Origin of the sequence: Streptomyces sp. NPDC051211, from assembly GCF_040689505.1 — a bacterium.
Classification (GTDB): Bacteria; Actinomycetota; Actinomycetes; order Streptomycetales; family Streptomycetaceae; genus Streptomyces.
On sequence record NZ_JBFBAV010000007.1, the window covers coordinates 143,785 to 170,029 of the forward strand.

Sequence of the window (26,245 nt, forward strand, 5' to 3'; positions counted from 1 at the left end):
AATCCCCGCCGAGAGGTTCCATCCATGGCAGGCGAGACCGTCATCACGGTCGTCGGCAATCTCGTCGACGACCCCGAGCTGCGCTTCACCCCCTCGGGTGCGGCGGTCGCGAAGTTCCGTGTCGCGTCCACCCCCCGCACCTTCGACCGTCAGACCAACGAGTGGAAGGACGGCGAGAGCCTGTTCCTGACCTGCTCGGTGTGGCGGCAGGCGGCGGAGAACGTCGCCGAGTCCCTTCAGCGAGGCATGCGCGTCATCGTGCAGGGCCGGCTGAGGCAGCGGTCGTACGAGGACCGTGAGGGTGTCAAGCGCACGGTCTACGAGCTGGACGTCGAGGAAGTCGGCCCCAGCCTGAAGAACGCCACGGCCAAGGTCGCCAAGACCACGGGTCGCGGTGGCCAGGGTGGATACGGCGGCGGCGGTCAGCAGCAGGGTGGCGGCGGCAACTGGGGCGGAGCCCCCAGCGGCGGCCAGCAGGGCGGCGGAGCTCCCTCCGACGACCCGTGGGCGTCCAGCGCGCCGGCCGGTGGCCAGCAGCAGGGCGGCGGCGGGGGCGGCTGGGGCGGAAGCTCCGGCGGCTCCGGCGGTGGCTACTCGGACGAGCCGCCCTTCTAGGGCAGCTCGCATCCCCACTTCTTGATCACACAGGAGAGACACAATGGCGAAGCCGCCTGTGCGCAAGCCTAAGAAGAAGGTCTGCGCGTTCTGCAAGGACAAGACCGCGTACGTGGACTACAAGGACACGAACATGCTGCGGAAGTTCATTTCCGACCGCGGCAAGATCCGTGCCCGCCGCGTTACCGGCAACTGCACGCAGCACCAGCGTGACGTCGCCACGGCCGTGAAGAACAGCCGTGAGATGGCGCTGCTGCCCTACACGTCCACCGCGCGCTAAGGAAAGGGTGACCGACTAATGAAGATCATCCTGACCCACGAGGTTTCTGGCCTCGGTGCCGCCGGCGATGTCGTCGACGTCAAGGACGGTTACGCTCGCAACTACCTGGTCCCGCGCGGTTTCGCGATCCGCTGGACCAAGGGTGGCGAGAAGGACGTGGCGCAGATCCGCCGCGCCCGCAAGATCCACGAGATCGCGACCATCGAGCAGGCCAACGAGATCAAGGCCAAGCTCGAGGGCACGAAGGTCCGTCTGGCCACCCGCTCGGGTGACGCCGGCCGCCTCTTCGGCTCCGTGACCCCGGCCGACATCGCCACGGCGATCGAGGCTTCCGGTGGCCCGAAGGTCGACAAGCGCCGCGTCGAGCTGGCGTCCCCGATCAAGACCCTGGGTTCGTACACGGTCTCCGTGCGTCTGCACGCCGAGGTCGCCGCGAACGTGGGCGTCGAGGTCGTCGCCGCCTAAGTGCTGCGAACGAAGGGCCGCACCCCTGTGGGGGTGCGGCCCTTCGTCATGTTTCACGTGAAACACGACCCCGAACGGCGGCCGGGGTGCCCGGTCAGCGGGTGGCTCCGGTAACCAGCCAGCGGCCCGAGCGGGCCCGCAGCTGGAGCGTGACCATCCGGACCAGCATCAGCAGCGTCATGGCCCACCAGAGCATCGTCAGGCCGCCGCCGAGGGCCGGGACGAGCAGGGCGGCAGGTGCGAACACGGCCAGGGTCACCAGCATGGCCCGCGCCAGGTAGGGGCCGTCCCCGGCGCCGATCAGTACCCCGTCGAGCACGAAGACGATGCCGGCGATGGGCTGAGAGACCGCCAGCACCAGCAGCGCCGGCAGCAGGGCCGCCTCCACCGCCGGGTCGGAGGTGAAGAGCGGGATGAACAGCGGCCGGGTCAGGATGACCAGCAGGCCCAGCACCACGCCCGAAGCGATCCCCCACTGCACCATGCGGCGGCCCACCGCCCTGGCACCCTCGGTGTCCCCCGCCCCCAGGTAGCGGCCGATGATCGACTGGCCGGCTATGGCGATGGCGTCCAGGGAGAAGGCGAGCAGGCTCCACAGGGAGATCAGGATCTGGTGGGCCGCGATGTCGGTGTCGCCGAGCCGGGCCGCCACCGAGGTGGCGAGCATCAGCGCGGCGCGCAGCGAGAGGGTGCGGACCAGCAGCGGGGCGCTCGCCTGGGCGCAGGCGCGTATGCCCGCGGTGTCGGGCCGGAGCGAGGCACCGTGCCGGCGGGCCCCCCGGACGACCACGACCAGGTAGGCCGCGGCCATGGCCCATTGGGCGAGGACGGTGCCCCAGGCGGAGCCGGCGATGCCCAGGCCGGCGCCGTAGACCAGGGCGATGTTCAGCAGGGTGTTGGCGGTGAACCCGCCGATGGCGACGTACAGGGGCGTACGGGTGTCCTGAAGGCCGCGCAGGACGCCGGTGGCCGCCAGGACCATCAGCATGGCGGGCAGGCCCAGGGCGGAGATCCTGAGGTAGGTGAGGGCGTGCGGGGCGGCCGTTTCGGAGGCGCCGAACGCGTCGACCAGCCAGGGGGCGGCCGGCAGCAGGGAGGCCACGACGAGGGCTCCGAGCAGCAGGGCGAGCCAGATGCCGTCCATGCCCTGCCGGATGGCGGACGGGAGGTCTCCGGCGCCCACTCGGCGGGCCACGGCCGCAGTGGTGGCGTAGGCGAGGAAGACGAAGATGCTGACACCGGTGGTGAGCAGGGCCGCCGCGACGCCGAGACCGGCGAGCTGTGGGGTGCCCAGGTGGCCCACGATGGCGCTGTCGGCCATTACGAAGAGGGGTTCGGCGACGAGGGATCCGAAGGCCGGGACGGCGAGTGCGAGGATCTCGCGGTCGTGCCGTCGTTTCGGGCCGGCCTCGGGTATCGCAGGGAGCGCGGGGGCCTGTGTCATGTGCCCAATCTAATCTTCCACAGGTAATGGATGCAATGGCTAATGGGCCCTTACCGAGGCGCTGACTTGGGAGTTCTCCGCAGCTCGTCTGGGGCGATCTTGAGACAGTGTCGAATTATTTTCTCCCCCACAGCCCGTGGATGAAGAAAACGCAGGTCAGCGTGGGTAACGGGGTGGGTCGGGTGATTTTGTCCACAGCGCCGTCCCCTGGTCCGTGCACAGGCCGGAGCGAGTTACCCACAGCTTCGGCCCCGTCATCCACATCTCATCCACACAGCCTGTGGATAACAAGATTGGCTGACGTCGCTCGCGGCCCTACCGTTGTGCGTTGCCCGACGCGCCGAGCGCGGTTCCGGGTGCCCCACATGTCAGAGCCGTGTCGTAGAAAGAGTGGCACGGGAGGTCCGCGTTGCGGACGGGAGGAGGCGGCCCGGTGAGCATCCCCGAGCCCATGGACGACCCCTGGGCCGACAGCGGTCCCGGTGACCGTCTGCCGGTCTCCCGTCCGCGCCGGGGCGAAGGCCGCGGCCGTGGCGAGGAGCAGCACGAGCGGGGCCGTGAGGGCGGCTCCTGGGACGGCGGGGGCGGCTTCGAGCGGGTCCCGCCGCAGGACCTGGACGCCGAGCAGTCGGTGCTGGGCGGCATGCTGCTGTCGAAGGACGCGATCGCCGATGTGGTCGAGGTCCTCAAGGGCCACGACTTCTACCGCCCCTCGCACGAGACGATCTACCAGGCCATCCTCGACCTGTACGCCAAGGGCGAGCCGGCCGACCCGATCACGGTCGGCGCGGAGCTGACCCGCCGCGGCGAGATCGCCAAGGTGGGCGGGGCCTCGTACCTGCACACCCTGGTGCAGTCGGTGCCCACGGCGGCGAACGCCGAGTACTACGCGGAGATCGTCCACGAGCGGGCGGTGCTGCGGCGGCTGGTGGCGGCCGGTACCAAGATCACGCAGATGGGCTATGCGGCCGACGGGGACGTCGACGAGATCGTCAACAGCGCCCAGGCCGAGATCTACGCGGTCACCGAGCAGCGGACCTCCGAGGACTACCTGCCGCTCGGCGACATCATGGAGGGCGCGCTCGACGAGATCGAGGCGATCGGTTCGCGCAGCGGCCAGATGTCGGGCGTGCCCACCGGGTTCACGGACCTGGACTCGCTGACCAACGGTCTGCACCCGGGCCAGATGATCGTCATCGCGGCCCGACCCGCCATGGGCAAGTCCACGCTGGCGCTGGACTTCGCGCGGGCCTGCTCGATCAAGAGCAACCTGCCGAGCGTGATCTTCTCCCTCGAGATGGGCCGCAACGAGATCGCCATGCGCCTGCTGTCCGCGGAGGCGCGGGTGGCGCTGCACCACATGCGCTCGGGCACGATGACGGACGACGACTGGACGCGGCTGGCCCGGCGGATGCCGGACGTCTCGGCGGCACCGCTCTACATCGACGACTCGCCCAACCTGTCGATGATGGAGATCCGGGCGAAGTGCCGTCGGCTGAAGCAGCGCAACGATCTCCAGCTGGTGGTCATCGACTACCTCCAGCTGATGCAGTCGGGTGGTTCGCGGCGTCCCGAGAGCCGTCAGCAGGAGGTCTCGGACATGTCGCGAAACCTCAAGCTTCTGGCGAAGGAGCTGGAGGTGCCGGTCATCGCGCTGTCGCAGCTGAACCGTGGCCCCGAGCAGCGTACGGACAAGAAGCCGATGGTCTCGGACCTGCGTGAGTCGGGTTCCATCGAGCAGGACGCGGACATGGTGATCCTGCTGCACCGTGAGGACGCGTACGAGAAGGAGTCCCCGCGCGCGGGTGAGGCGGACCTGATCGTGGCGAAGCACCGTAACGGTCCGACGGCGACCATCACCGTGGCGTTCCAAGGTCATTATTCGCGGTTCGTGGACATGGCCAACACGTAGCATCCCGGGCATGACTGACGTGCCCGCAGATTTCGAGTTGCTCGCTTCCACCCGTCGTGCGCTGTTGCACCGGATCGCGGTGGCCCAGGCCGAGGGGCGGTCGCCGTCGCTGGTGGCGGCCGTGGCGCGGGGTGGAGAGATCGTCTGGGAAGGGTCCCGGACGATGATGGACGGGCACGGGCCGGACGGCACCGTGCAGTACCGGATCGGCTCGATCAGCAAGACGTTCACGGCGGTGCTCGTGATGCGGCTGCGGGACGAAGGGCTGCTGGAGCTCGGGGATCCGCTGGAGAAGCATCTTCCGGGCACCGGGGTGGGCGAGGTGACGATCCGCCAGTTGCTGTCGCACACCGGGGGACTGGCAGCGGAGACGCCCGGCGAATGGTGGGAGCGCACCCCCGCCGAGCTGCGGCCGACGCTCGCGGACGTGTTGGGCAAGGAGCCGTTCCGGCACGTTCCGGGGCAGCGGTTCCACTACTCCAATCCCGGCTACACGCTGCTCGGTTCGCTGGTGGAGGCGGTGCGCGGGTGCTCGTGGGAGGAGGCGCTGCGGGCCGAGGTGCTGGAGCCGCTGGGGCTCCGGCGGACGAGCGCGCAGCCCCAGCAGCCGCATGCGGGGGGCTGGGCGGTGCACCCGTGGGCGGACGTGATGATGCCGGAGCGGGTGGAGGACCTGGGGCTGATGGCCGCGGCCGGCCAGCTGTGGTCGACGACGCGGGACCTGGCCCGGTTCGCGGTGTTCCTGGCCCGTGGAGACGAGCGGGTGCTCGGCGCGGAGTCGGTGCGTGAGATGCGTACGGCGGCTTCCCCGGCGGAGCAGGGGATCGCCGAGCGGGGCTACGGGCTGGGCGTGCAGCTGATGGAATCGGGCGGGCGGCTGCTGGCGGGCCACGGGGGTTCGGTCCCGGGGTTCGTGGCGGGGCTGTGGTTCAGCGAGGCGGACGACGTGGCCGCGGTGGTGCTGGCCAACTGCACGTCGGGACTGCCGCCGGGGACCGTTGCGGCGGACCTGGTGGGGATCGTCGCGGAGGCGGAGCCGCGGATCCCGGAGCCGTGGCGGCCGTTGCGGGCGGCTGATCCGGCGGACCTGGACCTGGTGGGTCCCTGGTACTGGGGGACGGCGCCGTTCGCGCTGCGGCTGACCCATGAGGGGCTGCTGGAGCTGAGTCCGCTGGGTGCCATGGGCCGGGCGGCCCGGTTCCGGGCCGCGGGGGACGGCACATGGACGGGGTTGGACGGCTATTACTCGGGGGAGACGCTGCGGGCGGTGCGCCGGCCCGACGGCGCGGTGAGCCATCTGGACCTGGGCTCGTTCGTGTTCACACGGGTTCCGTACGACGGCGGGGCGCCGGTACCGGGCGGGGTGGACGCGGAGGGCTGGCGCGGCATCGGGTAGCCCGCCGCCCGGGGCTACGGGGCTACGGGGCGGCGAGTTCGCGTTCGAGCGGGGTACGGAAGCGGGGCGTGATCCGGGCGCCGCCGATCCAGTCGCCGAGCCGGGCGGCTTCGGCGGCGATGGCCTGCTCGGCCTCGCTGCCGGGATCGCCGAGGAGCCGCCAGACGATCTCGCCGTCGGGCCGCTGGGCCCAGCCGCCGACGATCTCGCCGTTCCACCACACGGTCGGGCCGATGTTGCCGGCGTAGTCGAAGAGGGCGGGCCGGTGGGCGGGGTCGAGCTGGAAACCGCGGTCGGCCCAGCCCATACCGCTCGGGTCGAGGCCGGGCAGCAGGGCGGCCCACGGTTCGGGTGCCGGGACGGGCCCGGTGTCCCCGGGGGCGACCATTGCCGTGCTGCCGTCCTCGAGGAGGACCTCGTCGGGGCCGACGGCGGCCAGCGCCTTGCGGGTCTCGGTGAGGGTCCAGCCGGTCCACCACTTGAGGTCGGCCTCGGTGGCCGGGCCGTACGCGTACAGCCAGCGGCGGGCGAGTTCGGCGCGGGCCTCGGGAGCGGGCAGGGCCGGCCAGGGTTCGCAGTGGGTCCAGCGGAACTGGCTGGAGGTCCAGGTACCGCGCGGGCGGTCGCGGCGGATCCGGCCGTCGGCGGCGAGCAGGCGGATCACGCGGGTGGCGACCCCCTGGGTGGTCTCGTACTTCTTGCCTGGAAAGACGGTGATCTTCTGGCGCAGGGCGGGGACGGCGGCGGAGAGCTGGCTGCCGGTGGAGGGTCCGTGGGCGTCGAGCGCGGCGAGGGCGGCCGCTTCGGCCTCGGCCAGCCAGGCGGCGTCCAGGCCCCGGCCGTCCTCCCGGAGGTGTTTAACGAGGGTGCGCCGCTCCTTGGCGGCGATGGCGCGGGCGGTGGAGGAGTCGACATACGGCGCCAGTTCGGCGGAGACCGCGAACAGGGTGTTGCGCATGCTGAGCAGGCGCACGACGGCCACCTCGTCGTAGAGCGCCTTCTCGATCGCTTCGGTGCCGCAGCCGACGCTGGGTCCGGTGTCGGCGCCGGTGTCGGTCAGGCGGGCCCGGACGGAGAGGAAGATCGTGGCGGCGTCGGTGGCGTGCAGGGCGACCACGGCGTCGGCCGCCTCGGCCACGGTGGTCCCGTGGGCCGAGGGGGCGAGCCGGTGGCGGATTCCGAGCCGGTTGCGGCGGTCGGCCGTGGTGATCCCGGGGCGGCTGCTGCTCATCCTCGGATCGTACGGCGGCCGCCCGCCGGCGTCAGAGCTGGAGCTTGAAACCGAGGTGGGAGGCGGTGAAGCCGAGGCGCTCGTAGAAGCGGTGGGCGTCGGTTCGGCTGGCGTCGGAGGTCAACTGGACCAGAGAGCAGTTCTCCCGGCGGGATTCCTCGATCGCCCATTCCATGAACAGGGTGCCGAGGCCGCTGCCCCGTTCCTCGGCGTGGACGCGGACGCCCTCGACGATGGACCGGGTCGCTCCCTTGCGCGACAGTCCGGGAACGAGGGTGAGCTGCAGGGTGCCGACCACGCGTTCCCCGCGCACGGCGACCACGAGGCGCTGATGGGGGTCCTCGGCGATCCGCCGGAGCGCGGCCGTGTACGGGGTGAGGTCCTCGGGGGACTCGCGGGTGGCCCCGAGCGGATCGTCGGCGAGCATGGCGACGATCTCGGGCAGGTCGTCCTCGGTGGCGGGCCGGATGGCCAGGTCGGTCACGGCGGTGTCTTTCCTTCTGGCGCCGGGTCAGGCGGCGACGGTGAGGGGCGCGAAGCGGCGGGTCCAGATGCCGGGCAGCGCGGGCAGCGAGCGGGTCATGACGGCGTTGCGGGCGATCGACTCCAGGCCGCGGGCGGTCAGCCAGCTCACCAGTTCCTCGTGGCGTACGTCGACATCGGTGCGCAGGGGCCGATCGGTGCCGCTCGCGAGGGCGGTGACCAGGGCCTTGGCGATCTCGGTGTCGGCGGCGATCAGCGGGCCGATGACGTCGCTGTCGGTATTGGGCCAGGCCGCGGCGTAGCCGGTGAGGAGACCGGCGCCGTTCTCGGCGACCAGCAACTGGTCGGCGAAGGCCGGCAGGCGGGCGAGCAGATGGGTCCGGTCCGTACCGAGGACCTCGTGGTCCCGGCGCAGGATCTCGGGGAGGTCGGCGGCCGTGGCGGGCCGTACCCGGGAGGTGTCGGTGCCGGGCTCGGGGCGGAAGCTGCCGCGGAGCATCTCGGCCTGGCCGACGGTGGTGAAGCCGAGCTCCTCGTAGAGGGGACGGCCGTAGGGGGTGGCGTGCAGGGTGAGGGGGAGGCCCTTGAGGAGGTCGTCGCAGACGTAGGTCATCAATCGCCGGCCCAGGCCCTGGCGGGCGTAGCGTTCGGCGACGAGGACCATGCCGATGGCCGCGAAGTCGGGTGCGAACCCGTAGCGGGTGACGGTGCAGGCGGCGGCAAGACCCTGCCCGTCGGGTGCGTCGATGCCGTATCCGGTGCCCGCGGTGAGCAGTAGCCCCCATTTGCGGTCTTCGGGGTGCCAGCCGCGGTCCACGGAGAGGTCGGCGCAGCGGGCGAGATCGTCCACGGTCAGCGGGCGGATCGGCTGGTCGGTGAGGTGTGATGGTGTCACCGGCCCAGACTGGATCATCGACCGGAAGCCGTCCAGGGGATTTGATGTTTCACGTGAAACACGGTGTTTCACGTGAAACGGACCCACTAGCCTCGATGGCTATGACCCGCCTGCACCTCTTCGATCTCGACGGCACCCTGATGTACGGCTCGGCTGCGCCCGTGGAACTGTCCCGGCAACTGGGCCTGCTGGTGGAGATCGCCGAGCTGGAGCGGGCGTTCAGCGCGCGGGAGATCGGCCCGCCGGAGTTCGCGATGGGGGTCCACTCCCTGTGGACGGCGCTGACGCCCAGGCATGTGCGGGCCGCCTTCGACGGAGCGCCGTGGCTGGCGGGGATCCGGGACGTGTGGCGGGAGATCAGGGAACGCGGGGAGTACTGCGCGGTGATCTCCCTGTCCCCGTCGTTCTTCGTGGAGCTGCTGCTCGAGTGGGGCGCGCACGCGGCACACGGTTCGGTCTTCCCGGAGGTGCCGTTCACCCGGCCGGTTGATGTCGCCGGGATCCTCACACCGGAGGGCAAGCTGGAGGTCGCGGACCGGCTGTGCGAGCGGTTCGGGGTGAGCCGCGCGGACTGTGTGGCGTACGGGGACTCGATGACCGATGCCGTGCTCTTCGAGGCCGTGCCGATCTCGGTGGCCGTCAATGCGCGGCCCTATCTCGCGGAGCGCGCCACGCACGTGTACGAAGGACGCGATCTGCGGGAGGCGTACCGGCTGGTGGATGTGGCACGCCCGGGAGTTGAGACATCTTAAGAGGGAAGTGGGTTCGATGCGCTGAATTTGCGCAATTGCCCACAGGGCCCCGGTCCGGCTGGCATGCTGCGAAGCCATGGAGCCCTCCCCCGATGCCGTGCTCATCCGCCGCACTCTCACGGAGATAGCGCCCGTTGCCGACAAGGTGACCTCCTACTTCTACGCGCTGGTGTTCACGGGCCACCCCGAAGTGCGGTCGATGTTCCCGGCGGCGATGGACGCCCAGCGCGACCGGCTGCTGAAGGCTCTGCTCACGGCGGCCGAGCACATCGACAATCCGGAGGTGCTCGGTCCCTATCTGCGCCGGCTGGGCACGGGCCACCGCAAGTACGGCACCCAGCCCGCCCACTATCCGGTGGTCGGCGAAGCGCTGATCGGGGCCCTGTCCCGGTATGCGGAGCGGACCTGGGGGCCGGAGACGGAAGCCGCGTGGGTGCGGGCGTACACGGCGATCTCCCAGACCATGATCGATGCGGCGGCGCAGGACGGGCAGCGCGCTCCGGCGTGGTGGCAGGCCGAGGTGGTCTCCCACGATCTGCGGACCGCCGACATCGCGGTGGTGACGGTCCGTCCCGACCAGCCGTACCCGTTCCTGGCGGGGCAGTACACCAGCCTGGAGACGCCGTGGTGGCCCCGGGTGTGGCGGCACTACTCCTTCGCTTCCGCGCCTCGCGCGGACGGGCTGTTGTCCTTCCACGTCAAGGCGGTTCCGGCGGGCTGGGTCTCCAACGCCCTGGTCCGGCACGCGAGACCCGGGGACGTGCTGCGACTGGGGCCGCCGGCCGGTTCGATGGTGGTGGACCACAGCACCGACAACGGGATGCTATGCCTGGGCGGCGGTACCGGCATCGCCCCGATCAAGGCGCTCATCGAGGATGTGGCCGAGCACGGTGAACGGCGCCCGGTGGAGGTGTTCTTCGGGGCACGGTCGGACAGCGACCTGTACGACAAGGACACCCTGCTGGGGCTACAGCGTTCGCACCCGTGGCTGTCGGTGCGGCCGGTGGTGGGCGACGGGCTGGCCGGGCAGCTGCCGCAGGCGATCGGCGAGCACGGGCCGTGGAATTCCTACGACGCATTCATATCGGGCCCGCCGGGACTGATCCGGAGCGGGGTGGACGCGCTGAAGCGGATCGGTATACCCAGGGAACGGATCCGGCACGATGCGGTCGAGGAGCTGGCCGGGGCGGGTGTCGCGGGCTGAGGGGCCGCAAGGCCCCTCAGCCGCGGGGGTTCCCCCAGGAGGTTCAGCCCAGGTCGGGTGCGTGCATGGCGCGGACGCCCTCGATGTTTCCGTCGAGGTAGTGCCGCAGGGACAACGGGACCAGGTGGACGGCGGCGATGCCCACCCGGCTGAAGGGCACCCGGACGATCTCGTACTCGCCCTCGGGATGCTCCACTTCGGGACCGTGGCGCAGGCTGGGATCCATCGATTCGAGCCGGCAGACGAAGAAGTGCTGCACCTTGCAGCCGGTCACTCCGCCGTCGGCGATGTGCTCGACGGTGTCGACGAAACAGGGCACCACATCGATGATCTTCGCGCCGAGTTCCTCGTGGACCTCGCGGTGCAGGGCGTCGACGACGGTGGCGTCGGAAGGCTCCACACCGCCGCCGGGGGTGAGCCAGTAGGGGTCGATTCCGGGCTTGGTGCGTTTGATCAGGATCAGGTCATCACCGTCGAGCAGGATCGCGCGGGCGGTGCGTTTGACGACGGGACGTTCGGTCATGGGAGAAGAGTGGCCCAGTACTCCGGTTCTGAAACGCGCCGGCTCCATCGGCGGCGGTGTGCGCCGGCTCAGTGGCCGGAGGCCGGACCCTCCGTGGCGGCCGCCCGGCCCAGTGCCCGGAGCACGTCCGCGACCAGGTCCTCGGTGTCCTCGGCACCGGCGGAGAACCGGATGAACCCTTCGGGCACGGCGTCCCCGCCCCAGCGTCCGCGCCGCTCCGCGGTGGACCGTACGCCGCCGAAGCTGGTGGCGTCCTCGACCAGGGTCAGCGCCCGCAGGAAGCGTTCGGCGTGGCCGCGGTCGGCGAGGGTGAAGGACACCACCGACCCGTAACCGTGCATCTGCCCGGTGGCCGTCTTGTGCGAGAGGTCGCCGGGCAGCCCCGGGTACCGGAGCCCGGACACGTCGGCGCGGGCGGCGAGGGCCTCGGCGACGGCCAGGGCGTTGGCCCACTGGCGGTGGGTGCGCAACTGGAGGGTGGCGAGCGAGCGGTGGGCGAGCCAAGCCTCCATGGGGCCGGGGATCGCGCCGACGATCTTGCGCCAGTGCTGGATCCGCCCGGCGAGCTCCGGGGTGCGGCAGGCGACGTAGCCGAGGAGCAGGTCGCCGTGGCCGGAGAGCCCCTTGGTACCGCTGGCCACGGCGAAGTCCGCGCCGAGTTCCAGGGGCCGCTGCCCGAGCGGGGTGGCGAGGGTGTTGTCGACCGCGACCAGGGCGCCGCCCGCGTGTGCGGCCTCGGCCAGGCGCCGGATGTCGCAGACGTCGAGCCCGGGGTTGGAGGGCGACTCGATCCACAGCAGCCGGGCCCCGTCGAGGACCTCGAGCTGCGCGTCACCGGCGGTGGGGGCGGTGCGGACCCGGATCCCGTACGCCTGGAGCTGCTCGCGGACCAGCGGCAGCACCTGGTAGCCGTCATCGGGCAGGACCACGGTGTCCCCGGCGCTCACCTGGGAGAGCAGGACGGCGGAGACGGCGGCCATGCCGGAGGCGAAGACGACGGTTTCCGGGACTTCGGCGGACTCGCCGGCGCCGGCGCGGGGTGCCTCCAGCTCACCGATGGCCCGCTCCAGCAGGGTCCAGGTCGGGTTGTTGTCGCGGGCGTAGGTGTACGGGCCGTCGACCTCGCCGGGCAGGTGGAAGTGGGAGGCGAAGACCGGTCCGGGCAGGGTGGGCCGGTTCTTGACGGGTTCGGGGAGACCGGCGCGGACGGCCCGGGTGCCGTCGCCGAGGGGGGCGGTGGTCACGTGTTCTGCTCCTTCAGTGCCAGGCGTACGGCTTCCAGCAGCCCCGGGCTCGCGGCCTCGACCAGGTCCGGGCATTCCTCGAAGCCGTCGAGCCCGCTCAGTTCTTGTCGGGGAGGGCGAGGTTCACGGCCCAGGAGACGAGGGAGATGATCAGAGCGCCGATGACGGCGGTCCAGAAGCCGTCGACGTGGAACTCGAGGTCGAGCTTGCCGGCCAGCCAGGAGGTCAGCATCAGCATCAGCGCGTTCACGACGAGGGTGAACAGGCCGAGGGTGAGGATGAACAGCGGCAGCGACAGCAGCTTCACCACCGGCTTCACGATCAGGTTGACCAGGCCGAAGACCAGCGCGACCAGGATCAGGGTGAGGGCTTTGCGGCCGGTGTTCTCCCCGGTCAGGGTGATGCCGGCGACCAGCCAGATGGCGACGGCCAGGGCGGCCGCGTTGGCGAGCGTCTTGACTACGAAGTTCGTCATGAGTCCGATCGTTGCAGAGAAGCGGAAGAAAGGGTCACGAGGAGCATGAAGGCGTTCCGGCTGGATGAGCTCGAGGCGGAGCGGATCGCGAACGAGGGCGCGTATCTGCAGTTCCTGAGGGAACGGAACATGTCCGTGGGGCTGTACGCGCTCGATGCGGGGCAGAGCGACCCGCAGGCCCCGCACCGGCAGGACGAGGTGTACTTCGTCGTCAGCGGCCGGGCCTCCATCACCGTGGGGGAGGAGACGACGACGGTGGCCCGGGGCAGCGTGGTCTATGTGCCGGCCGGGGTGCCGCACAAGTTCCACCACATCAGCGAGGACCTGAAGGTGCTGGTGGTGTTCTCACCCCCGGAGTCCTGAACCCGGGGTCCTGAACCCGGAGTCCTGATCCCGGAGTCCTGATCCCGGAGCCCTGGTTTCGGCGGCCTCACCCGGAGTCCTGACCCCGCGCCGGGGCCTGTCCCCCTAAGGGGCGGATCAGGGGACTCCGGGGGCCCGCGGGCCCCTGACGGGCCGCTCTTCCTCCTAGCATCGAGGTCAGGAAGTCACGGACGAGGAAGAGGTCGAGGCCATGGACGGCATCCGGCAGATATTCGCAGGCATGCCCTGGTGGGTGAAGTGGGTCGCGGTTCCGCTGCTGGCTCTGTTCGTCTTCGGCGGTGTGATCACCAGCATCCTGGGTGCGCTCATCAGCTTCGCGTTCCAGGTGCTGCTCTTCGTGGCCCTGGTCGGCGGTCTGGTCTTCGTGGTCAAGAAGTTCACCGGGGCCGGCAGCGGCGCGAAGTCCCCGACCGACTGGTAGTCAGTCCCCCCGAGCTCGGCAGCCCCAGGAGCCCCCGGGATTAACCCAGGTGAGGGAACGTGAGGTGCGAAACCACTCACACCACGGGAATCGGCGGATAGAGTGGCAATCTGTGCCGACCCTGGGCACTCGACCTGCAACACCGCTCTGACCTGCGGTTATGTCGTTAGCCGCCGAGCACGACCCCCAGGAGACATGGCACAAGCGGGGGCGGCCCCCGCAGGGCGGGTCCCCCAAGGCCCGCCGCCACGCCTGGGGGTGAGCTTTGTCTTCGGTTCACAATGCCGCTGTACCGACGCTGATCGGTTCGGTGCAGCGGGCGCTGAGACTGCTCGAAGCCGCGGGGTCCCATAGCGAGGGAGCCCCTGCCAAACAGCTGGCACGCGAGGCCGGGCTCCCGCTTCCCACCGCGTACCACCTGCTGCGCACGCTCACCCACGAGGGCTATTTGCGCCGGGAAAGCGGAGTCTTCATGCTCGGGGACGCTGCCGGGCGGCTGGCCGGCGGTGGACTGCAGCAGAAACGTCGCAGCATGATCCTCGACTCGCTCGCCCACTTCCGCGACGTGGTCGGGGCCCCCGTCTACTTCGCGGTGTACCGGGAGGGTGAAATCGAGGTGGTCGGCGTCGCCGACACCCCGGGCCATCCCGCCTGTGAGGAATGGGCGGACTTCCGCGCCACCGGCCATGCGCACGCCATCGGCCAGTGCCTGCTGAGCCAGCTCGACGAGAAGGCCCGCCGGGACCATTACGACCGGCACCCGGTCGAAGCCGTCACCCCGTACACAGTCCAGGACATGCGGGCGATGGAACAACGAATTTCCGCCATGGAGCGGATGCAACCCGTGACCGAGCGACAGGAATATGCCTTGGGCACGGTATGCGCAGCCATTCCGATTACAGCGGGTGACGCCGCCGCGACCATGGCCATTTCCCTTCCCCTGCACCAGGAAGCCCGATTGCGCTGTGCAGTTGATCGGCTGCGGAGTGAAGTAGGCGCGCTGTTGAGTACGCTCTCCTTCTCTATCAGTATCTGAAAACTCACTCCTTGTGATCTGCCAGCCCGTCCACCACTCTTGTCAAGAGGGCCTTGGGGGACCATTCCTGGCCACTTCCAATCACTGCGGGGTAGGCAATGCGCGAGTCGGTACAGGCAGAGGTCATGATGAGCTTCCTCGTTTCCGAGGAGCTCTCGTTCCGGATCCCGGTGGAACTCCGGTACGAAGCTCGTGACCCCTATGCCGTACGCCTGACCTTCCACCTTCCCGGCGATGCGCCCGTGACCTGGGCGTTCGGCCGGGAGCTTCTCCTCGACGGCATCAACAAGCCGTGCGGTGACGGCGATGTGCACATCGCCCCCACCCATCCCGAGGACCTGTCCGATGTCCACATCCGGCTCCAGGTCGGCGGTGACCGGGCGCTGTTCAGGGCCGGTGCCGCGCCGCTGGTGGCCTTCCTCGACCGGACCGACCGGCTCGTGCCGCTCGGTCAGGAGCGCAACCTCGGCGACTTCGAGGAGAACCTCGACGAGGCCCTCGGCAAGATCCTTGCCGGCGCGCAGCAGAACGAGCAGAACGCGGGCTGACCGGCCCGGCGCACCAACCGCTCGACTGCTCGGCGTGCCAGCGCCGAGCGCCCTCACCCCCACCACACCCGTGCGCCGCACGTGCGATCAGTGTGTGCCTTCAGCGCTTGCGGCGGCGGCCCCGACCGCCGCGGACCGGCCCTGACCCGGCCGGCCCGGCGGCCGGGGAACCCGGTCGGTCGGCCGAAACCACCAGCGCCGCCAGCGCCGTTGTCACCGGCACCGAGGCCACCAGTCCGATCGAGCCCACCAGGGTCCGGACGATCTCCTCCGCGACCAGCTCGCTGTTGGCCACCGTTCCCATGCTGCTGTTCGCGATCGAGAACAACAGGAGCAGCGGCAGGGCCGCGCCCGCATAGGCGAGGACCAGAGTGTTGACCACGGATGCGATGTGGTCGCGGCCGATCCGGATGCCCGCCCGGTACAGCGCGCGCGGTCCCATCGACGGGTCGGCCTGGTGGAGCTCCCAGACCGCCGAGGTCTGAGTGACCGTCACATCGTCGAGGACGCCGAGCGATCCGATGATCACGCCGGCGAGCAGCAGGCCGCTCATGTCGATGTCCGGGTAGAGCCCGTGGATCAGCCCGGTGTTGTCGTCGGTGTTGCCGCTCAGGAACGCCCAGTCGATGAACAGCGAGCCCAGCAGCCCGATCAGAAGCAGCGAGACCAGTGTGCCGAGGACAGCGACCGAGGTACGCGCGGTCAGGCCGTGGCACATGTAGAGCGCGATCAGCATGATGGCGCTGGCCCCGACCACCGCGACGACCAGCGGGTTCGAACCTTGGAGGATGGCCGGGAGGATGAACAGGGTCAGGATGCCGAAGCTGACGGCCAGTGCGATCAGTGCGAACAGCCCGCGCAGCCGTCCCACCGCGACCACCGCAATGGCGAAGATGCCTGCGAGCAGCGCCATCGGGAGCTTCCGGTTCACGTCGATCACGGAGTACTGGAGGTCGCGCGGGGCGTCCGGCGCGTACGCGACGACCACGCCCTGCCCGTGCTCCAGCTGCCGTGGCGCACCCGGCTGGACGATCTCGACGAAGGTGCGGCCCTTGTCCGGGCCGGTGCCGATCTCGACGGTGGCCTTCTTGCACTGGCCGTTCTGCCTGGCCTGCGCTTCACGGCCCTGAGGAGTGGAGGTGTCCCCGGTGGGCGGCACCTGCGCGGCGTTGACCGAGGCGCAGTCGACGGTCTCCAGGGCGACGACCGCGGCCTGCTGGGTCTGGCGGTCGAAGCCGACCCCGGTGCGTTCGTGGGCGGGTGCGCCGCCCGGCCACAGCACCACCAGGCCGACCAGGACGGCGGTGGCGAAGGGGATCAGCACGGCGGCGATGACCTTGCGCAGGTGCTTCGAGACGGGAGCCGCCGGTCCGTGGCCGTGGCTGTGCCCATGACTGTGCCCATGGTTCCCGTGCCCGTGGAGGCCGTGATCACCGCGGCCGGACGGGTCGGAGTTACCTGTGGGTTCGGTGGGACCGGTGGGGGGCTGCGGCAAGGACGTCACGGGCTGATCATCGCAAGAGATGAGGGGGCCCACTGTTCAGCACGCCACAGATGACGCTAGCGTGGGGGCTACTTTGCACAACGCGGGAGCTCGGAGCACCGGGCTGAGAGGGCGCTGATCACCGTACGCACGTACGGGAGGAGGCTGCGTCGACCGCCGAACCTGTTACCGGGTAATGCCGGCGTAGGGAGATTAGGTCTCATGACCATTCAGGATGCACGCACGCCTGCCACCAGCCAGGACGGCCAGGAGGGCCGGGACGGCCAGGTCGGTCGGGAAGAGCGCAAGCCGGGCTGGCACAAGGGATACGTCACGGGCTCCCGCCCCGACATCCAGGTGCCGGTTCGCCAGGTCCACCTGACCACCGGCCAGGACGTCACGCTGTACGACACGTCCGGCCCGTACACCGACCCGCAGATCGAGACCGACGTACGGCGCGGGCTCGCGCCGCTCCGCGAGAACTGGATCATCGGCCGCGGTGACACCGAGGAGTACGCCGGCCGTCCGGTCCGCCCCGAGGACGACGGCATCAAGCACACCTCGCCCCGCGGTGGCCTCAAGAACCTCGACGCGGTGTTCCCGGGCCGCCCCCGCCTGCCCCGCCGGGGCCGCGACGGCCAGGCCGTCACCCAGCTCGCGTACGCCCGCCGGGGCGAGATCACCCCGGAGATGGAGTACGTCGCGATCCGCGAGAACGTCTCCCCCGAGGTCGTCCGCGAGGAGATCGCGGCGGGGCGCGCAGTGCTGCCGGCCAACGTGAACCACCCGGAGATCGAGCCGATGATCATCGGCAAGCGGTTCCTGGTGAAGGTCAACGCCAACATCGGCAACTCCGCCGTCACCTCCTCCATCGAGGAGGAGGTGGAGAAGATGACCTGGGCGACCCGCTGGGGCGCGGACACGGTCATGGACCTCTCTACCGGCCGCAACATCCACACCACCCGCGAGTGGGTGCTGCGCAACTCCCCCGTCCCCATCGGCACCGTGCCGCTCTACCAGGCCCTGGAGAAGGTCGACGGCAAGGCCGAGGACCTGACCTGGGAGATCTACAAGGACACGGTCATCGAGCAGGCCGAGCAGGGCGTCGACTACATGACGGTCCACGCCGGCGTGCTGCTGCCGTACGTGCCGCTGACCGCCCGCCGCAAGACCGGCATCGTCTCCCGCGGCGGCTCGATCATGGCCGCCTGGTGCCTGGCGCACCACAAGGAGAACTTCCTCTACACGAACTTCGAGGAACTCTGCGACATCCTCGCGACGTACGACGTCACCTACTCCCTCGGTGACGGCCTGCGACCCGGCTCGATCGCGGACGCCAACGATGCGGCGCAGTTCGCCGAGCTCAAGACGCTGGGCGAGCTCAACACCATCGCCAAGCGGCACAACGTCCAGACGATGATCGAGGGCCCGGGCCACGTCCCGATGCACAAGATCAAGGAGAACATCGACCTCCAGCAGGAGATCTGCGAGGAGGCCCCGTTCTACACGCTGGGCCCGCTGACCACGGACGTCGCCCCGGCGTACGACCACATCACCTCGGGCATCGGCGCCGCGATGATCGCCTGGTGGGGCACGGCGATGCTCTGCTACGTCACGCCCAAGGAGCACCTGGGCCTGCCCAACCGCGACGACGTGAAGACCGGCGTCATCACGTACAAGATCGCGGCGCACGCGGCGGACCTGGCCAAGGGCCACCCCGGTGCCCAGGAGTGGGACGACGCCCTGTCGGACGCCCGCTTCGAGTTCCGCTGGGAGGACCAGTTCAACCTGGCCCTGGACCCCGACACGGCCCGTGAGTTCCACGACGAGACGCTCCCGGCCGAGCCGGCCAAGACGGCGCACTTCTGCTCCATGTGCGGCCCGAAGTTCTGCTCGATGAAGATCTCCCAGGACATCCGCCGCGAGCACGGCGGGGACCTGAAGGCGGACGAGATCCAGGCGGGCATGGCGGAGAAGTCGGCCGAGTTCGCGGCCGCGGGCAACCGCGTCTACCTGCCGCTGGCGGACTGACCGCGCGGACGGACCGAGCCCGGCGGACGGGCCGGCCCGCGACCTCATGGGGGGAGTCGCGGGCCGGCCCGTTCCCGGCTCATTTTTTTTGGGGCTTGAGCTGGAGTGCACTCCAGCTCTTAGGGTGCGCCGGTATGACGATGCGATACAGAAACCTGGGTGGGACCGGCATCGAGGTGAGCGTGCACTGCCTCGGCACGATGATGTTCGGCGCGGTCGGCAACCCGGACCACGACGACTGCGTACGGATCATCCACGCGGCGCTCGACGAGGGCATCAACTTCGTGGACACCGCCGACATGTACTCCGCCGGAGAGTCCGAGAGGATCGTCGGCAAGGCCCTCAAGGGCCGGCGCGAGGACGTCGTGCTCGCCACCAAGGGCCACTTCCCGATGGGCGAGGGCCGCAACCGGAGCGGGAACTCGCGGCGCTGGCTGGTGCGGGCCGTGGAGGAGAGCCTCACCCGGCTCGGTACGGACTGGATCGACCTGTACCAGGTGCACCGGCCCGACCCCCGGACGGACATCGAGGAGACCCTCGGTGTGCTCGGCGACCTCGTGCGCGAGGGGAAGATCCGCGCCTTCGGCTGCTCCACCTTCCCCGCCGAGGAGATCGCCGAGGCGCACCACGTGTCCGAGCGGCGCGCCCTGCCGCGGTTCCGGACCGAGCAGCCGCCGTACTCGATCCTCGCGCGCGGGGTGGAGAAGGACGTGCTCCCGGTCGCCCGGCGGTACGGGATGGGCGTGCTGACCTGGAGTCCGCTGGCCTCCGGGTTCCTCAGCGGAAAGTACCGGCCGGGCCGGGAGGTCGACCTGACCAGCGGGCGGGCAGCACTGACGCCGGGGCGCTTCGACCCCGCCGTGCCCGGCAACCTCGCGAAGCTTGAGGCCGCCGGGCGGCTGATCGAGGTGGCGGAGGCGATCGGATGCACCCTCCCCGAGCTCGCCGTCGCCTTCCCGCTCGTGCATCCGGCGGTCACCTCGGTGATCATCGGGCCGCGCACCATGGAGCAGATGCAATCCCTGGTGAAGGGCGTGTCGGTGGTGCCGGACGACGAGACCCTGGACAGGATCGACGAGATCGTGCCGCCGGGCACGAACCTGTACCAGGCGGACGGCGCCTGGCGGCCCACCGCCCTGACCGACCCGGCCCAGCGGCGCCGGCCGGCCGCGGACCGCTAGGGGGAGCCCGACGGATCGTGTTCCGGGCCGGGCCGCGTGGCACCGCCGGGCACCCAAGTGGGGGGCCGGTGATGGGCCGATCCGCTGACAAACGGGCGAGGCGGCGCCGCGGCGGTGGCGGTGGTCCTCAGGATGGCCCCGGAAGTGCTGTCCGACTTCCTGAGCATCATCCGATCCGGTTTTCCGGTTGTCGCAAGGAGCGGCGCATGAGTCCTGAAGGCAGGACGAGCAGAACTTTCACCGGCCTGTTGCCCAGACGGGCGGCCCGGCTGACGGGTGGCACCCTCGCAACGGCCGCGCTGGTGCTGGCAGGGATCACCACCCCCGCGATGGCGGCCGTGCCGGGGTTCCGGCCGCCGGTCACGCAGGCGAGCCCGGCCGACGGGCACGATGAGTGCGAGCCGGTCATGAACGGGCCGGAGAAGAAGGGGAAGGCCACGGCCGACCCGCCCAAGAAGGCGAAGTGCCTGGTCGGCCCGCCCGGCCCGCCGGGACCGCGCGGTCCCAAGGGCGACGGCGCCTGTGTGGACATCGACTCCGTACGGGACAACAACGACCGGGAGTTCAAGGCGGTGCTCCCCGGCGACGGCAACGCGTACGCCGGCATCCGCGAGGTTCAGAACGTCACGGTGGGGCCCTGGACCTGGTACGACCTCACCCTCAATCCGCAGGGCAGGTTCCCGTCCGGCGCCTGCGCGATCTCCATCGGCCACCAGGCCAACCGGCTGGTGATCGAGGTGGTCACGACGGGAGGTGTGATCTGGGAGACCTTCTGCAACGTCGACCCGGGTGAGAACGAACTCGAATGCGACGGGGTGTGGGACGACCCGGCCGTCCAGCCGAACCCGGGCGACCCGCCGCCCCCGCCGCCCACGGTGAAGCACTGAAGTAAAGGCGGCGCCGAGCCGGCAGGCTACTCCGGCTCGCGTTCCGGGCCGCCGAAGTCCGGGCTGGTGAAGTCCGGAGCCGTGTAGCCGGGCCGGGACCCCTGCGAGGTGGGTCCCGGGCTGGTGAAATCGGGCCGGGTGTACCCCAGATCGGGGATGCGCCCGGCCCTCGGCGTGTGCGGCACCGGAAGGCCCGCCGCCCCCGGATCGGCCAGGGCATCGCGCAGGAACGGCATGATGCCCCGCTCCAGCAGCGCGAGCCGCCAGGCCTCGCGGGCGCGCGACACCTCGTCGGGCACCGTGTCCCCGCTGTCGGCCGCCACCTCGGTGGCCCGGTTGCGGACGGCCGTCACCAGCAGCCCGGCCGCAGCGCAGAGCAGGGCCACGGCGGTCAGCGCGCCGAACAGCCAGCCGGTGGTGATGATGGTTTCGGCGAAGGCCGGCTGGGGCTCGATCATCTTCAGGATGTAGCCCACCAGCAGGAAGATCACCATGGCGGTGCCGGCCAGTACGGGCGCCAGTACCGCGATCATCGCGCTGACCCCCGCCCCGGCCGGGCCGTCCGCCGCGACGTCCGCCGCCGCCGCCGAGTGTGCGGCCAGGGACGCCTCGCGCAGTTCTCCTCGTACCTTCACGTAGTGGTCGTACTCGGGGGAGGCCGCGGTGGTCAGCAGCACGCTGGCGTTGATCGCCATCGTGCGCAGCTGCTCGGCGTTGAGCCGTTCGCCCACCAGGGCGAGCTCCGGCCGTTCGTGTGCGGTGCGCAGCACTTCGTCGAGGAGTCGTGCGAACTCCGGGCGGTCTTCGTTCAGCAGGTGCCCAGCGCTGGTCATGTGCATCCCCCGATGCTCCGCAGGGGCCGGTGTTGCCCGTGTGTCCACCGGGCGGCCGGCACAAACGGAGGAGAGCCTGCTACGGATAGAGCGATGGTAGAGCGACCGCGGCACCCTCTGACAGGGGCTTTCAGGAAATAACAACCATCAGTCGTTCAGCGGAAGTTGTACGACCAGGAGTTTCCCGGCCATGGTGACCCCGCCGTCCATCGCGATGGCCAGCCCGTCCGCATACACGTGCGGGCCGACGACGGTCTCCGGTCCGCGGCTCTCGTCGCCGTCCTCGGTGCCGACCTCGCCCAGCAGGTAGGGGATGGGGCTGTGCCCGTGCACCACGCGTCGGCCGCCGTAGGTGTCCAGCAGTTTGCGGACCTCGACGGGTCCGGTCTCCTGGTCGCGGAAGGCGAACCGCTTGGTGAACTTGCGGAACAGGTCCCAGGTCTCGTCCGCGTCGTTGAGGTTGAGCAGCTCGTGGATCCGGTCGTTGATGTCCTCGATGGAGCTGCCGTAGTCGAGGTAGGCGGTGGTGTCCGAGTGCAGCAGCAGGTGGCCGTCCTCCAGTGCCGCCGCGTCCAGCCGGGACATCCACTGCAGGTGGACGTCCTCCAGTCGCTCCATGTCGGTGCGCTGGCCGCCGTTGAGCAGCCAGGCGGCCTGGAAGGTGGCGGTGCCGGCGCCGGAGGAGACGGGGGTGTCGCCGAACCGCTTGGCGCCGATGAGCAGCAGTTCGTGATTGCCCATCAGGGCCTTGCAGTAACCGCCGGAGGCGGCGGCCTCGGCGGAGAGCCGCATCACCAGGTCGATGACGCCGATGCCGTCCGGGCCGCGGTCGGTGAAGTCGCCGAGGAACCAGAGCCGGGCGGTGCCGGCCGACCAGTGGCCGTCGGCGTCGATCAAGCCCTGGGCGCGGAGCTCGGTGACGAGCTCGTCGAGGTAGCCGTGGACGTCGCCGACGACGTAGAGCGGGCCGGGGCCGGCGTCCGGGGCGTCCTGCGGGACGTACTGCACCTGGACGGTGTCCCCGGGGCCGCCGGCCGCGCCGCGGCCGATGACGGGGAGGTCGCGCTGGGTCGGGGTGTAGCCGTCGGGGTCCTCGTGGTCGGCGGGGCCGCTCCCCCGGTCGCCCTGGTCGTCGTACGAGGGCGCGTACCCGGGCTGCGGCGGGACGGCCGCCGGGACGGCCGCCGGGGCGGCCGGCGGCACGGCAGGCGGTACGGGTGCGGTGTCCTCGTAATAGGCGGGGTATTCGCCGTACACGGGTGCCTCGGCGACGGCCGGGACGGCGGGGACCCGGAAGTCCCGCAGCGTGTCCGTCCGCATCACGGGTCCCTGACCGGCCCCCTGAGTCATCGACCCCTCCACCACCGTCGCGCTGCCGTACACCTGCGGACCCTCCTGCCCTCCGGCGCGGAGGGTCCGTGATGTCGTGCGCCCATCATAGGAATGCAGCTCGCGCTCTGTGACGCACCAGGGGTGGTGAATCCTGGGCGGAAGCGGGCCTTCCGCCTATTTTCTCCCGAATTGCCTCAGTCACGGGCCGGTGAGCGGGGCGGGCTGACGGTGGTGCGGGGCTGCCTGCGCTGCGAAGAAGTCCTGACGATCAGTTCGGTCGGGACCACCTGCTCCACCGGCCGGCCGGTGTCCACGCCCTCGATCGCGTCGATGAGGAGCTGCACCACGGCGGTTCCGATCCGGCGCGGTTTGAGGGAGAGGGTGGTGATGGGCGGCTCGGTGTTGGCGTACACGGTCGACTCGCTGCAGCACACCAGCAGCAGGTCGTCGGGGACGCGCAGGCCGTAGCGCCGGGCGGCGGCCAGCAGGTCGGTGCCGTTGGGGTCGAAGAGGCCGTAGACGGCGTCGGGCCGGTCGGGCCGGGCGAGCAGCCGGTCGGCGGCGACGGCGCCGGCGCACGGGTCGTGGGCGGGGTAGGACTCGTAGACGGGGTCCTGGCCGACGCGCTCGCACCACTTGAGGTAGGCGGTGGTGGAGAGCCGGGTGTAGGTGTCGGTGGTGGTGCCGGTGAGCAGCCCGATGCGGCGGGCGCCGGCGGCGGCGAGGTGGTCGAGCAGGTTGAGTACGGCGGCCTCGTGGTCGTTGTCGACCCAGGCGGTGACGGGGAGGGAGCCGGCCGGGCGCCCGTCGGAGACGACCGGGAGGCCCTGGCGGACCAGCTCGGTGACGACGGGATCGTGGTCGGAGGGGTCGATGACCACGGTGCCGTCCAGGGCGACGTTGGACCAGACGTCGTGGCGGGAGGTGGCGGGGAGGATGACCAGGGCGTAGCCGCGGGCGAGCGCGGCGGAGGTGGCGGCCCTGGCCATCTCGGCGAAGTAGGCGAACTCGGTGAAGGTGAAAGGTTCATCCCCGTACGTCGTCACGGTCAGGCCGATCAGGCCCGACTTGCCGGTACGGAGGGTGCGGGCGGCGGCGGAGGGCCGGTAGCCCAGCCGGTCGGCGACCTCGCGGACGTGGCGGCGGGTGGCGTCCGGGAGCCGCCCCTTGCCATTGAGCGCGTCGGAGACGGTTGTGATCGAGACGCCGGCCGCGGCCGCCACGTCCCTGATGCCGGCCCGGCCCTGTCGGCCGGCGGCCCGCCGGGTGGTCTCGGTCCGGCTCACCTGATGCTTCCCTGCTGCTGTCATGGCGAGCCGATAGTAGGGCTCGGCGGGGTGGCTGGTCCGGATGCATATGCACGCGTTGACAGGCACGATTCTGCATGGTTCGCCACCCCGAATGACCTTGGAAATGAAGGAAGTTGTTTGCTGTGGGTAATGAGGCCGCTTGTCGTCGGTGACGGGCATGCCAAGTCGGTGAGGTCTCGGACTGGTCTCAACTCACCTGTACGAGGGACGCGCGCCACGGCGCGGGCCACCGGCGCGTGCATATATGTGCGCGCTCCCCCTCTTTCCTGGCGCCCGCCGTTTTCGGGCGGGCGGAATCCTCATAAGGTGAGCAGTATTGAGTTGCACGGGAAGGTCGAGGAGGACCTGCGGTGAGCGAGAAGAGCCCGAAGCTGCGCGCCGAGCTGGATGGCATCCCCACGTACAAGCCGGGGAAGCCCGCCGCCGCCGGCGGGCCCGTGGCCTACAAGCTGTCCTCCAACGAGAACCCGTATCCGCCGCTGCCGGGGGTGCTGGAGCAGGCGGTCGCGGCGGCGGCGAACTTCAACCGCTACCCGGACATGGCGTGCACCGGCCTGGTGAACGAGCTGGCCGACCGCTTCGGCGTCCCGGTCGAGCACATCGCCACCGGCACCGGCTCGGTGGGCGTGGCCCAGTCGCTGATCCAGTCCACGGCCGGCCCGGGCGACGAGGTCATCTACGCCTGGCGGTCCTTCGAGGCGTACCCGATCATCACCCGGATCTCCGGGGCGACGCCGGTGCAGGTGCCGCTGACCGCGGGCGATGTGCACGACCTGGACGCGATGGCGGACGCGATCACCGAGCGGACCCGGCTGATCTTCGTCTGCAACCCGAACAACCCGACCGGCACCGTGGTGCGCCGGGCCGAGCTGGAGCGGTTCCTGGACCGCGTGCCGTCCGACGTGCTCGTGGTGCTGGACGAGGCGTACAAGGAGTTCATCCGGGACGCCGAGGTGCCGGACGGGATCGAGCTGTACCGCAACCGCCCGAACGTCGCGGTGCTGCGTACCTTCTCCAAGGCGTACGGGCTGGCCGGCCTGCGGGTCGGCTTCGCGGTGGCGCACGAGCCGGTGGCCGCGGCCCTGCGCAAGACGGCGGTGCCCTTCGGTGTCAGCCAGCTCGCCCAGGACGCGGCGGTGGCCTCGCTGCGTGCCGAGGACGAGCTGCTGGGGCGGGTCGGCTCGCTGGTCTGTGAGCGGAACCGGGTGTACGAGACCCTGCTCGCGCAGGGTTGGACGGTGGTTCCGGAGACCCAGGCGAACTTCGTGTGGATGCGGCTGGGGGAGCGGACCGCCGAGTTCGCGGCGGCCTGCGAGAAGGCCGGTGTGGTGGTCCGGCCCTTCGCGGGCGAGGGCCTGCGGGTCACGATCGGTGAGACCGAGGCGAACGACCTCTTCCTGCATACGGCGGAGGCCTTCTTCAAGGAGCTGTAGTCGGCTCAGGTCCGTGTGGGACCGGCGTCAGGCCAGTTCCACACGGATGGGGTCGCCGTCGCGGACGGTGGCCAGCAGGCGGGGGTCGCCGTCGAAGGAGCCCAGGACGTTGCACGGGCTCGCCAGGCGGCTCTCGCCTCCGCGTGAGATGGGCGTGGGGCCGTAGGGGAGGGCGAGCGCGTCCCCCTCGGTCCAGAAGGCGACCGTGCCGGGGTCGACGACCTGCCGGGCGTCGTGCTCGAGCGCGACGGACACGCCGGTGTCGAAGTAGACCTCCTCGCCCCAGGTGTTCGCGGTGGCCGAGAGCGGCAGCGCGGCGGCGAGGGCCTTGGTGGTCGGGGTCTCGTCGAGGGTGGCGGTGAGCTGGCCCGCGGGCCAGGAGATACGAATCTGCATGGCCATATTCAACATTCTGTTGAATTTCTTGGCTAGAGGTGGACCCCCCGG

27 protein-coding genes and 1 riboswitch are annotated in these 26,245 nt (G+C 70.5%); of the genes, 15 read left to right on the forward strand and 12 right to left on the reverse strand.

Annotation, left to right across the window (positions count from 1 at the left end):
• Positions 1-24: 24 nt before the first annotated feature.
• From AB0447_RS10250 to rplI, 3 genes are read left to right on the forward strand one after another with little or no spacing between them, the layout of a single operon-like run.
• Entirely contained in the window at positions 25-615 is a 591-nt protein-coding gene (locus tag AB0447_RS10250; RefSeq protein ID WP_366476125.1) for a single-stranded DNA-binding protein, read from the forward strand.
• A gap of 43 nt (positions 616-658) precedes the next feature.
• Complete coding sequence (gene rpsR, locus AB0447_RS10255) at positions 659-895, forward strand: 30S ribosomal protein S18 (RefSeq protein WP_005315025.1); 237 nt, start codon at positions 659-661, stop codon at positions 893-895.
• An 18-nt stretch (positions 896-913) separates the two neighbouring features.
• The gene (gene rplI, locus AB0447_RS10260) at positions 914-1,360 is read left to right on the forward strand and encodes a 50S ribosomal protein L9 (RefSeq protein WP_366476126.1); all 447 of its coding nucleotides are present in this window, start codon (positions 914-916) and stop codon (positions 1,358-1,360) included.
• A gap of 94 nt (positions 1,361-1,454) precedes the next feature.
• On the opposite strand, the gene AB0447_RS10265 is transcribed toward rplI, so the two are convergent.
• Positions 1,455-2,804 (reverse strand): MATE family efflux transporter, encoded by a 1,350-nt coding sequence (locus AB0447_RS10265; RefSeq protein ID WP_366476127.1) that lies wholly within the window; start codon positions 2,802-2,804, stop codon positions 1,455-1,457.
• 433 nt (positions 2,805-3,237) lie between these two features.
• Between AB0447_RS10265 and dnaB the strand changes: the two genes are divergently transcribed.
• Positions 3,238-4,716, forward strand: a complete 1,479-nt coding sequence (gene dnaB, locus AB0447_RS10270; protein WP_366476128.1) for a replicative DNA helicase — start codon at positions 3,238-3,240, stop codon at positions 4,714-4,716.
• Between the two features lie 10 nt (positions 4,717-4,726).
• Positions 4,727-6,112, forward strand: coding sequence for a serine hydrolase domain-containing protein (locus tag AB0447_RS10275; RefSeq protein ID WP_366476129.1), 1,386 nt, complete (start codon positions 4,727-4,729; stop codon positions 6,110-6,112).
• A 22-nt stretch (positions 6,113-6,134) separates the two neighbouring features.
• On the opposite strand, the gene AB0447_RS10280 is transcribed toward AB0447_RS10275, so the two are convergent.
• The 3 genes from AB0447_RS10280 to AB0447_RS10290 are packed head-to-tail and all read right to left on the reverse strand — an operon-like array spanning position 6,135 to position 8,739.
• Positions 6,135-7,343, reverse strand: a complete 1,209-nt coding sequence (locus AB0447_RS10280; protein ID WP_366476130.1) for a winged helix DNA-binding domain-containing protein — start codon at positions 7,341-7,343, stop codon at positions 6,135-6,137.
• A 31-nt stretch (positions 7,344-7,374) separates the two neighbouring features.
• Entirely contained in the window at positions 7,375-7,827 is a 453-nt protein-coding gene (locus AB0447_RS10285; protein ID WP_366476131.1) for a GNAT family N-acetyltransferase, read from the reverse strand.
• Between the two features lie 27 nt (positions 7,828-7,854).
• A complete protein-coding gene (locus AB0447_RS10290; protein ID WP_366476132.1) occupies positions 7,855-8,739 on the reverse strand; it encodes a GNAT family N-acetyltransferase in 885 nt (294 codons plus the stop codon).
• Between the two features lie 83 nt (positions 8,740-8,822).
• Here AB0447_RS10290 and AB0447_RS10295 point away from each other — a divergent pair, with 83 nt between their 5' ends.
• Entirely contained in the window at positions 8,823-9,473 is a 651-nt protein-coding gene (locus tag AB0447_RS10295) for a haloacid dehalogenase-like hydrolase (protein WP_366476133.1), read from the forward strand.
• A gap of 76 nt (positions 9,474-9,549) precedes the next feature.
• Complete coding sequence (locus tag AB0447_RS10300) at positions 9,550-10,677, forward strand: globin domain-containing protein (RefSeq protein WP_366476134.1); 1,128 nt, start codon at positions 9,550-9,552, stop codon at positions 10,675-10,677.
• Between the two features lie 43 nt (positions 10,678-10,720).
• Here the strand turns inward: AB0447_RS10300 and AB0447_RS10305 are convergent, their stop codons facing one another.
• The 3 genes from AB0447_RS10305 to AB0447_RS10315 all read right to left on the reverse strand — a co-directional run bounded on the left by AB0447_RS10305 (position 10,721) and on the right by AB0447_RS10315 (position 12,919).
• Positions 10,721-11,200, reverse strand: a complete 480-nt coding sequence (locus AB0447_RS10305) for an NUDIX hydrolase (protein ID WP_366476135.1) — start codon at positions 11,198-11,200, stop codon at positions 10,721-10,723.
• Positions 11,201-11,268: 68 nt separating this feature from the next.
• Positions 11,269-12,519 carry a cystathionine gamma-lyase gene (locus AB0447_RS10310; RefSeq protein WP_366476136.1) on the reverse strand — a complete coding sequence of 417 codons (1,251 nt, stop codon included), beginning with the start codon at positions 12,517-12,519 and terminating at the stop codon, positions 11,269-11,271.
• A gap of 22 nt (positions 12,520-12,541) precedes the next feature.
• Positions 12,542-12,919 carry a phage holin family protein gene (locus AB0447_RS10315; RefSeq protein ID WP_366476137.1) on the reverse strand — a complete coding sequence of 126 codons (378 nt, stop codon included), beginning with the start codon at positions 12,917-12,919 and terminating at the stop codon, positions 12,542-12,544.
• A gap of 45 nt (positions 12,920-12,964) precedes the next feature.
• Here AB0447_RS10315 and AB0447_RS10320 point away from each other — a divergent pair, with 45 nt between their 5' ends.
• The 4 genes from AB0447_RS10320 to AB0447_RS10335 all read left to right on the forward strand — a co-directional run bounded on the left by AB0447_RS10320 (position 12,965) and on the right by AB0447_RS10335 (position 15,308).
• On the forward strand, positions 12,965-13,282 hold the full coding sequence (locus AB0447_RS10320) for a cupin domain-containing protein (protein WP_366476138.1): 318 nt from the start codon (positions 12,965-12,967) through the stop codon (positions 13,280-13,282).
• Between the two features lie 211 nt (positions 13,283-13,493).
• Positions 13,494-13,724, forward strand: a complete 231-nt coding sequence (locus tag AB0447_RS10325) for a DUF5326 family protein (RefSeq protein WP_366476139.1) — start codon at positions 13,494-13,496, stop codon at positions 13,722-13,724.
• Between the two features lie 265 nt (positions 13,725-13,989).
• On the forward strand, positions 13,990-14,760 hold the full coding sequence (locus AB0447_RS10330; RefSeq protein ID WP_366476140.1) for a helix-turn-helix domain-containing protein: 771 nt from the start codon (positions 13,990-13,992) through the stop codon (positions 14,758-14,760).
• A gap of 98 nt (positions 14,761-14,858) precedes the next feature.
• On the forward strand, positions 14,859-15,308 hold the full coding sequence (locus AB0447_RS10335) for an SsgA family sporulation/cell division regulator (RefSeq protein ID WP_366476141.1): 450 nt from the start codon (positions 14,859-14,861) through the stop codon (positions 15,306-15,308).
• A 100-nt stretch (positions 15,309-15,408) separates the two neighbouring features.
• On the opposite strand, the gene AB0447_RS10340 is transcribed toward AB0447_RS10335, so the two are convergent.
• Entirely contained in the window at positions 15,409-16,812 is a 1,404-nt protein-coding gene (locus AB0447_RS10340) for a YibE/F family protein (protein WP_366476142.1), read from the reverse strand.
• A 72-nt stretch (positions 16,813-16,884) separates the two neighbouring features.
• Positions 16,885-17,019: riboswitch (TPP riboswitch) on the forward strand.
• Between AB0447_RS10340 and thiC the strand changes: the two genes are divergently transcribed.
• The 3 genes from thiC (at position 17,014) to AB0447_RS10355 (ending at position 20,890) form a co-directional block, all read left to right on the forward strand.
• Positions 17,014-18,822, forward strand: coding sequence for a phosphomethylpyrimidine synthase ThiC (gene thiC, locus AB0447_RS10345; protein ID WP_366476143.1), 1,809 nt, complete (start codon positions 17,014-17,016; stop codon positions 18,820-18,822). (Overlaps the previous riboswitch by 6 nt.)
• Positions 18,823-18,962: 140 nt before the next feature.
• Positions 18,963-20,003 carry an aldo/keto reductase gene (locus AB0447_RS10350; protein WP_366476222.1) on the forward strand — a complete coding sequence of 347 codons (1,041 nt, stop codon included), beginning with the start codon at positions 18,963-18,965 and terminating at the stop codon, positions 20,001-20,003.
• A 206-nt stretch (positions 20,004-20,209) separates the two neighbouring features.
• Positions 20,210-20,890: a hypothetical protein gene (locus AB0447_RS10355; protein WP_366476145.1), complete on the forward strand. Its 681-nt coding sequence runs from the start codon at positions 20,210-20,212 to the stop codon at positions 20,888-20,890.
• Positions 20,891-20,916: 26 nt separating this feature from the next.
• On the opposite strand, the gene AB0447_RS10360 is transcribed toward AB0447_RS10355, so the two are convergent.
• From AB0447_RS10360 to AB0447_RS10370, 3 genes are all read right to left on the reverse strand, one after another.
• The gene (locus AB0447_RS10360; RefSeq protein WP_366476146.1) at positions 20,917-21,729 is read right to left on the reverse strand and encodes a hypothetical protein; all 813 of its coding nucleotides are present in this window, start codon (positions 21,727-21,729) and stop codon (positions 20,917-20,919) included.
• A gap of 141 nt (positions 21,730-21,870) precedes the next feature.
• Positions 21,871-23,088 carry a metallophosphoesterase gene (locus tag AB0447_RS10365; RefSeq protein WP_366476223.1) on the reverse strand — a complete coding sequence of 406 codons (1,218 nt, stop codon included), beginning with the start codon at positions 23,086-23,088 and terminating at the stop codon, positions 21,871-21,873.
• Positions 23,089-23,249: 161 nt separating this feature from the next.
• Complete coding sequence (locus tag AB0447_RS10370) at positions 23,250-24,365, reverse strand: LacI family DNA-binding transcriptional regulator (protein WP_366476148.1); 1,116 nt, start codon at positions 24,363-24,365, stop codon at positions 23,250-23,252.
• 350 nt (positions 24,366-24,715) lie between these two features.
• On the opposite strand from AB0447_RS10370, the gene hisC reads away from it, so the two are divergent.
• Positions 24,716-25,798: a histidinol-phosphate transaminase gene (gene hisC, locus AB0447_RS10375; RefSeq protein ID WP_366476149.1), complete on the forward strand. Its 1,083-nt coding sequence runs from the start codon at positions 24,716-24,718 to the stop codon at positions 25,796-25,798.
• A gap of 27 nt (positions 25,799-25,825) precedes the next feature.
• Here the strand turns inward: hisC and AB0447_RS10380 are convergent, their stop codons facing one another.
• Positions 25,826-26,194: a cyclophilin-like fold protein gene (locus AB0447_RS10380; RefSeq protein WP_366476150.1), complete on the reverse strand. Its 369-nt coding sequence runs from the start codon at positions 26,192-26,194 to the stop codon at positions 25,826-25,828.
• Positions 26,195-26,245: the final 51 nt, after the last annotated feature.

What these genes read in the sequence shown, in the direction of transcription:
- AB0447_RS10250 (WP_366476125.1), top strand. Translation starts at nt 25, where the DNA reads ATGGCAGGCGAGACCGTCATCACGGTCGTCGGCAATCTCGTCGACGAC.
- rpsR (WP_005315025.1), top strand. Translation starts at nt 659, where the DNA reads ATGGCGAAGCCGCCTGTGCGCAAGCCTAAGAAGAAGGTCTGCGCGTTC.
- rplI (WP_366476126.1), top strand. Translation starts at nt 914, where the DNA reads ATGAAGATCATCCTGACCCACGAGGTTTCTGGCCTCGGTGCCGCCGGC.
- AB0447_RS10265 (WP_366476127.1), bottom strand. Translation starts at nt 2,804, where the DNA reads ATGACACAGGCCCCCGCGCTCCCTGCGATACCCGAGGCCGGCCCGAAA.
- AB0447_RS10275 (WP_366476129.1), top strand. Translation starts at nt 4,727, where the DNA reads ATGACTGACGTGCCCGCAGATTTCGAGTTGCTCGCTTCCACCCGTCGT.
- AB0447_RS10280 (WP_366476130.1), bottom strand. Translation starts at nt 7,343, where the DNA reads ATGAGCAGCAGCCGCCCCGGGATCACCACGGCCGACCGCCGCAACCGG.
- AB0447_RS10290 (WP_366476132.1), bottom strand. Translation starts at nt 8,739, where the DNA reads ATGATCCAGTCTGGGCCGGTGACACCATCACACCTCACCGACCAGCCG.
- AB0447_RS10295 (WP_366476133.1), top strand. Translation starts at nt 8,823, where the DNA reads ATGACCCGCCTGCACCTCTTCGATCTCGACGGCACCCTGATGTACGGC.
- AB0447_RS10300 (WP_366476134.1), top strand. Translation starts at nt 9,550, where the DNA reads ATGGAGCCCTCCCCCGATGCCGTGCTCATCCGCCGCACTCTCACGGAG.
- AB0447_RS10305 (WP_366476135.1), bottom strand. Translation starts at nt 11,200, where the DNA reads ATGACCGAACGTCCCGTCGTCAAACGCACCGCCCGCGCGATCCTGCTC.
- AB0447_RS10310 (WP_366476136.1), bottom strand. Translation starts at nt 12,519, where the DNA reads ATGCCCGGACCTGGTCGAGGCCGCGAGCCCGGGGCTGCTGGAAGCCGT.
- AB0447_RS10315 (WP_366476137.1), bottom strand. Translation starts at nt 12,919, where the DNA reads ATGACGAACTTCGTAGTCAAGACGCTCGCCAACGCGGCCGCCCTGGCC.
- AB0447_RS10320 (WP_366476138.1), top strand. Translation starts at nt 12,965, where the DNA reads ATGAAGGCGTTCCGGCTGGATGAGCTCGAGGCGGAGCGGATCGCGAAC.
- AB0447_RS10325 (WP_366476139.1), top strand. Translation starts at nt 13,494, where the DNA reads ATGGACGGCATCCGGCAGATATTCGCAGGCATGCCCTGGTGGGTGAAG.
- AB0447_RS10335 (WP_366476141.1), top strand. Translation starts at nt 14,859, where the DNA reads ATGCGCGAGTCGGTACAGGCAGAGGTCATGATGAGCTTCCTCGTTTCC.
- thiC (WP_366476143.1), top strand. Translation starts at nt 17,014, where the DNA reads ATGACCATTCAGGATGCACGCACGCCTGCCACCAGCCAGGACGGCCAG.
- AB0447_RS10350 (WP_366476222.1), top strand. Translation starts at nt 18,963, where the DNA reads ATGCGATACAGAAACCTGGGTGGGACCGGCATCGAGGTGAGCGTGCAC.
- AB0447_RS10355 (WP_366476145.1), top strand. Translation starts at nt 20,210, where the DNA reads ATGAGTCCTGAAGGCAGGACGAGCAGAACTTTCACCGGCCTGTTGCCC.
- AB0447_RS10360 (WP_366476146.1), bottom strand. Translation starts at nt 21,729, where the DNA reads ATGCACATGACCAGCGCTGGGCACCTGCTGAACGAAGACCGCCCGGAG.
- AB0447_RS10370 (WP_366476148.1), bottom strand. Translation starts at nt 24,365, where the DNA reads ATGACAGCAGCAGGGAAGCATCAGGTGAGCCGGACCGAGACCACCCGG.
- AB0447_RS10380 (WP_366476150.1), bottom strand. Translation starts at nt 26,194, where the DNA reads ATGCAGATTCGTATCTCCTGGCCCGCGGGCCAGCTCACCGCCACCCTC.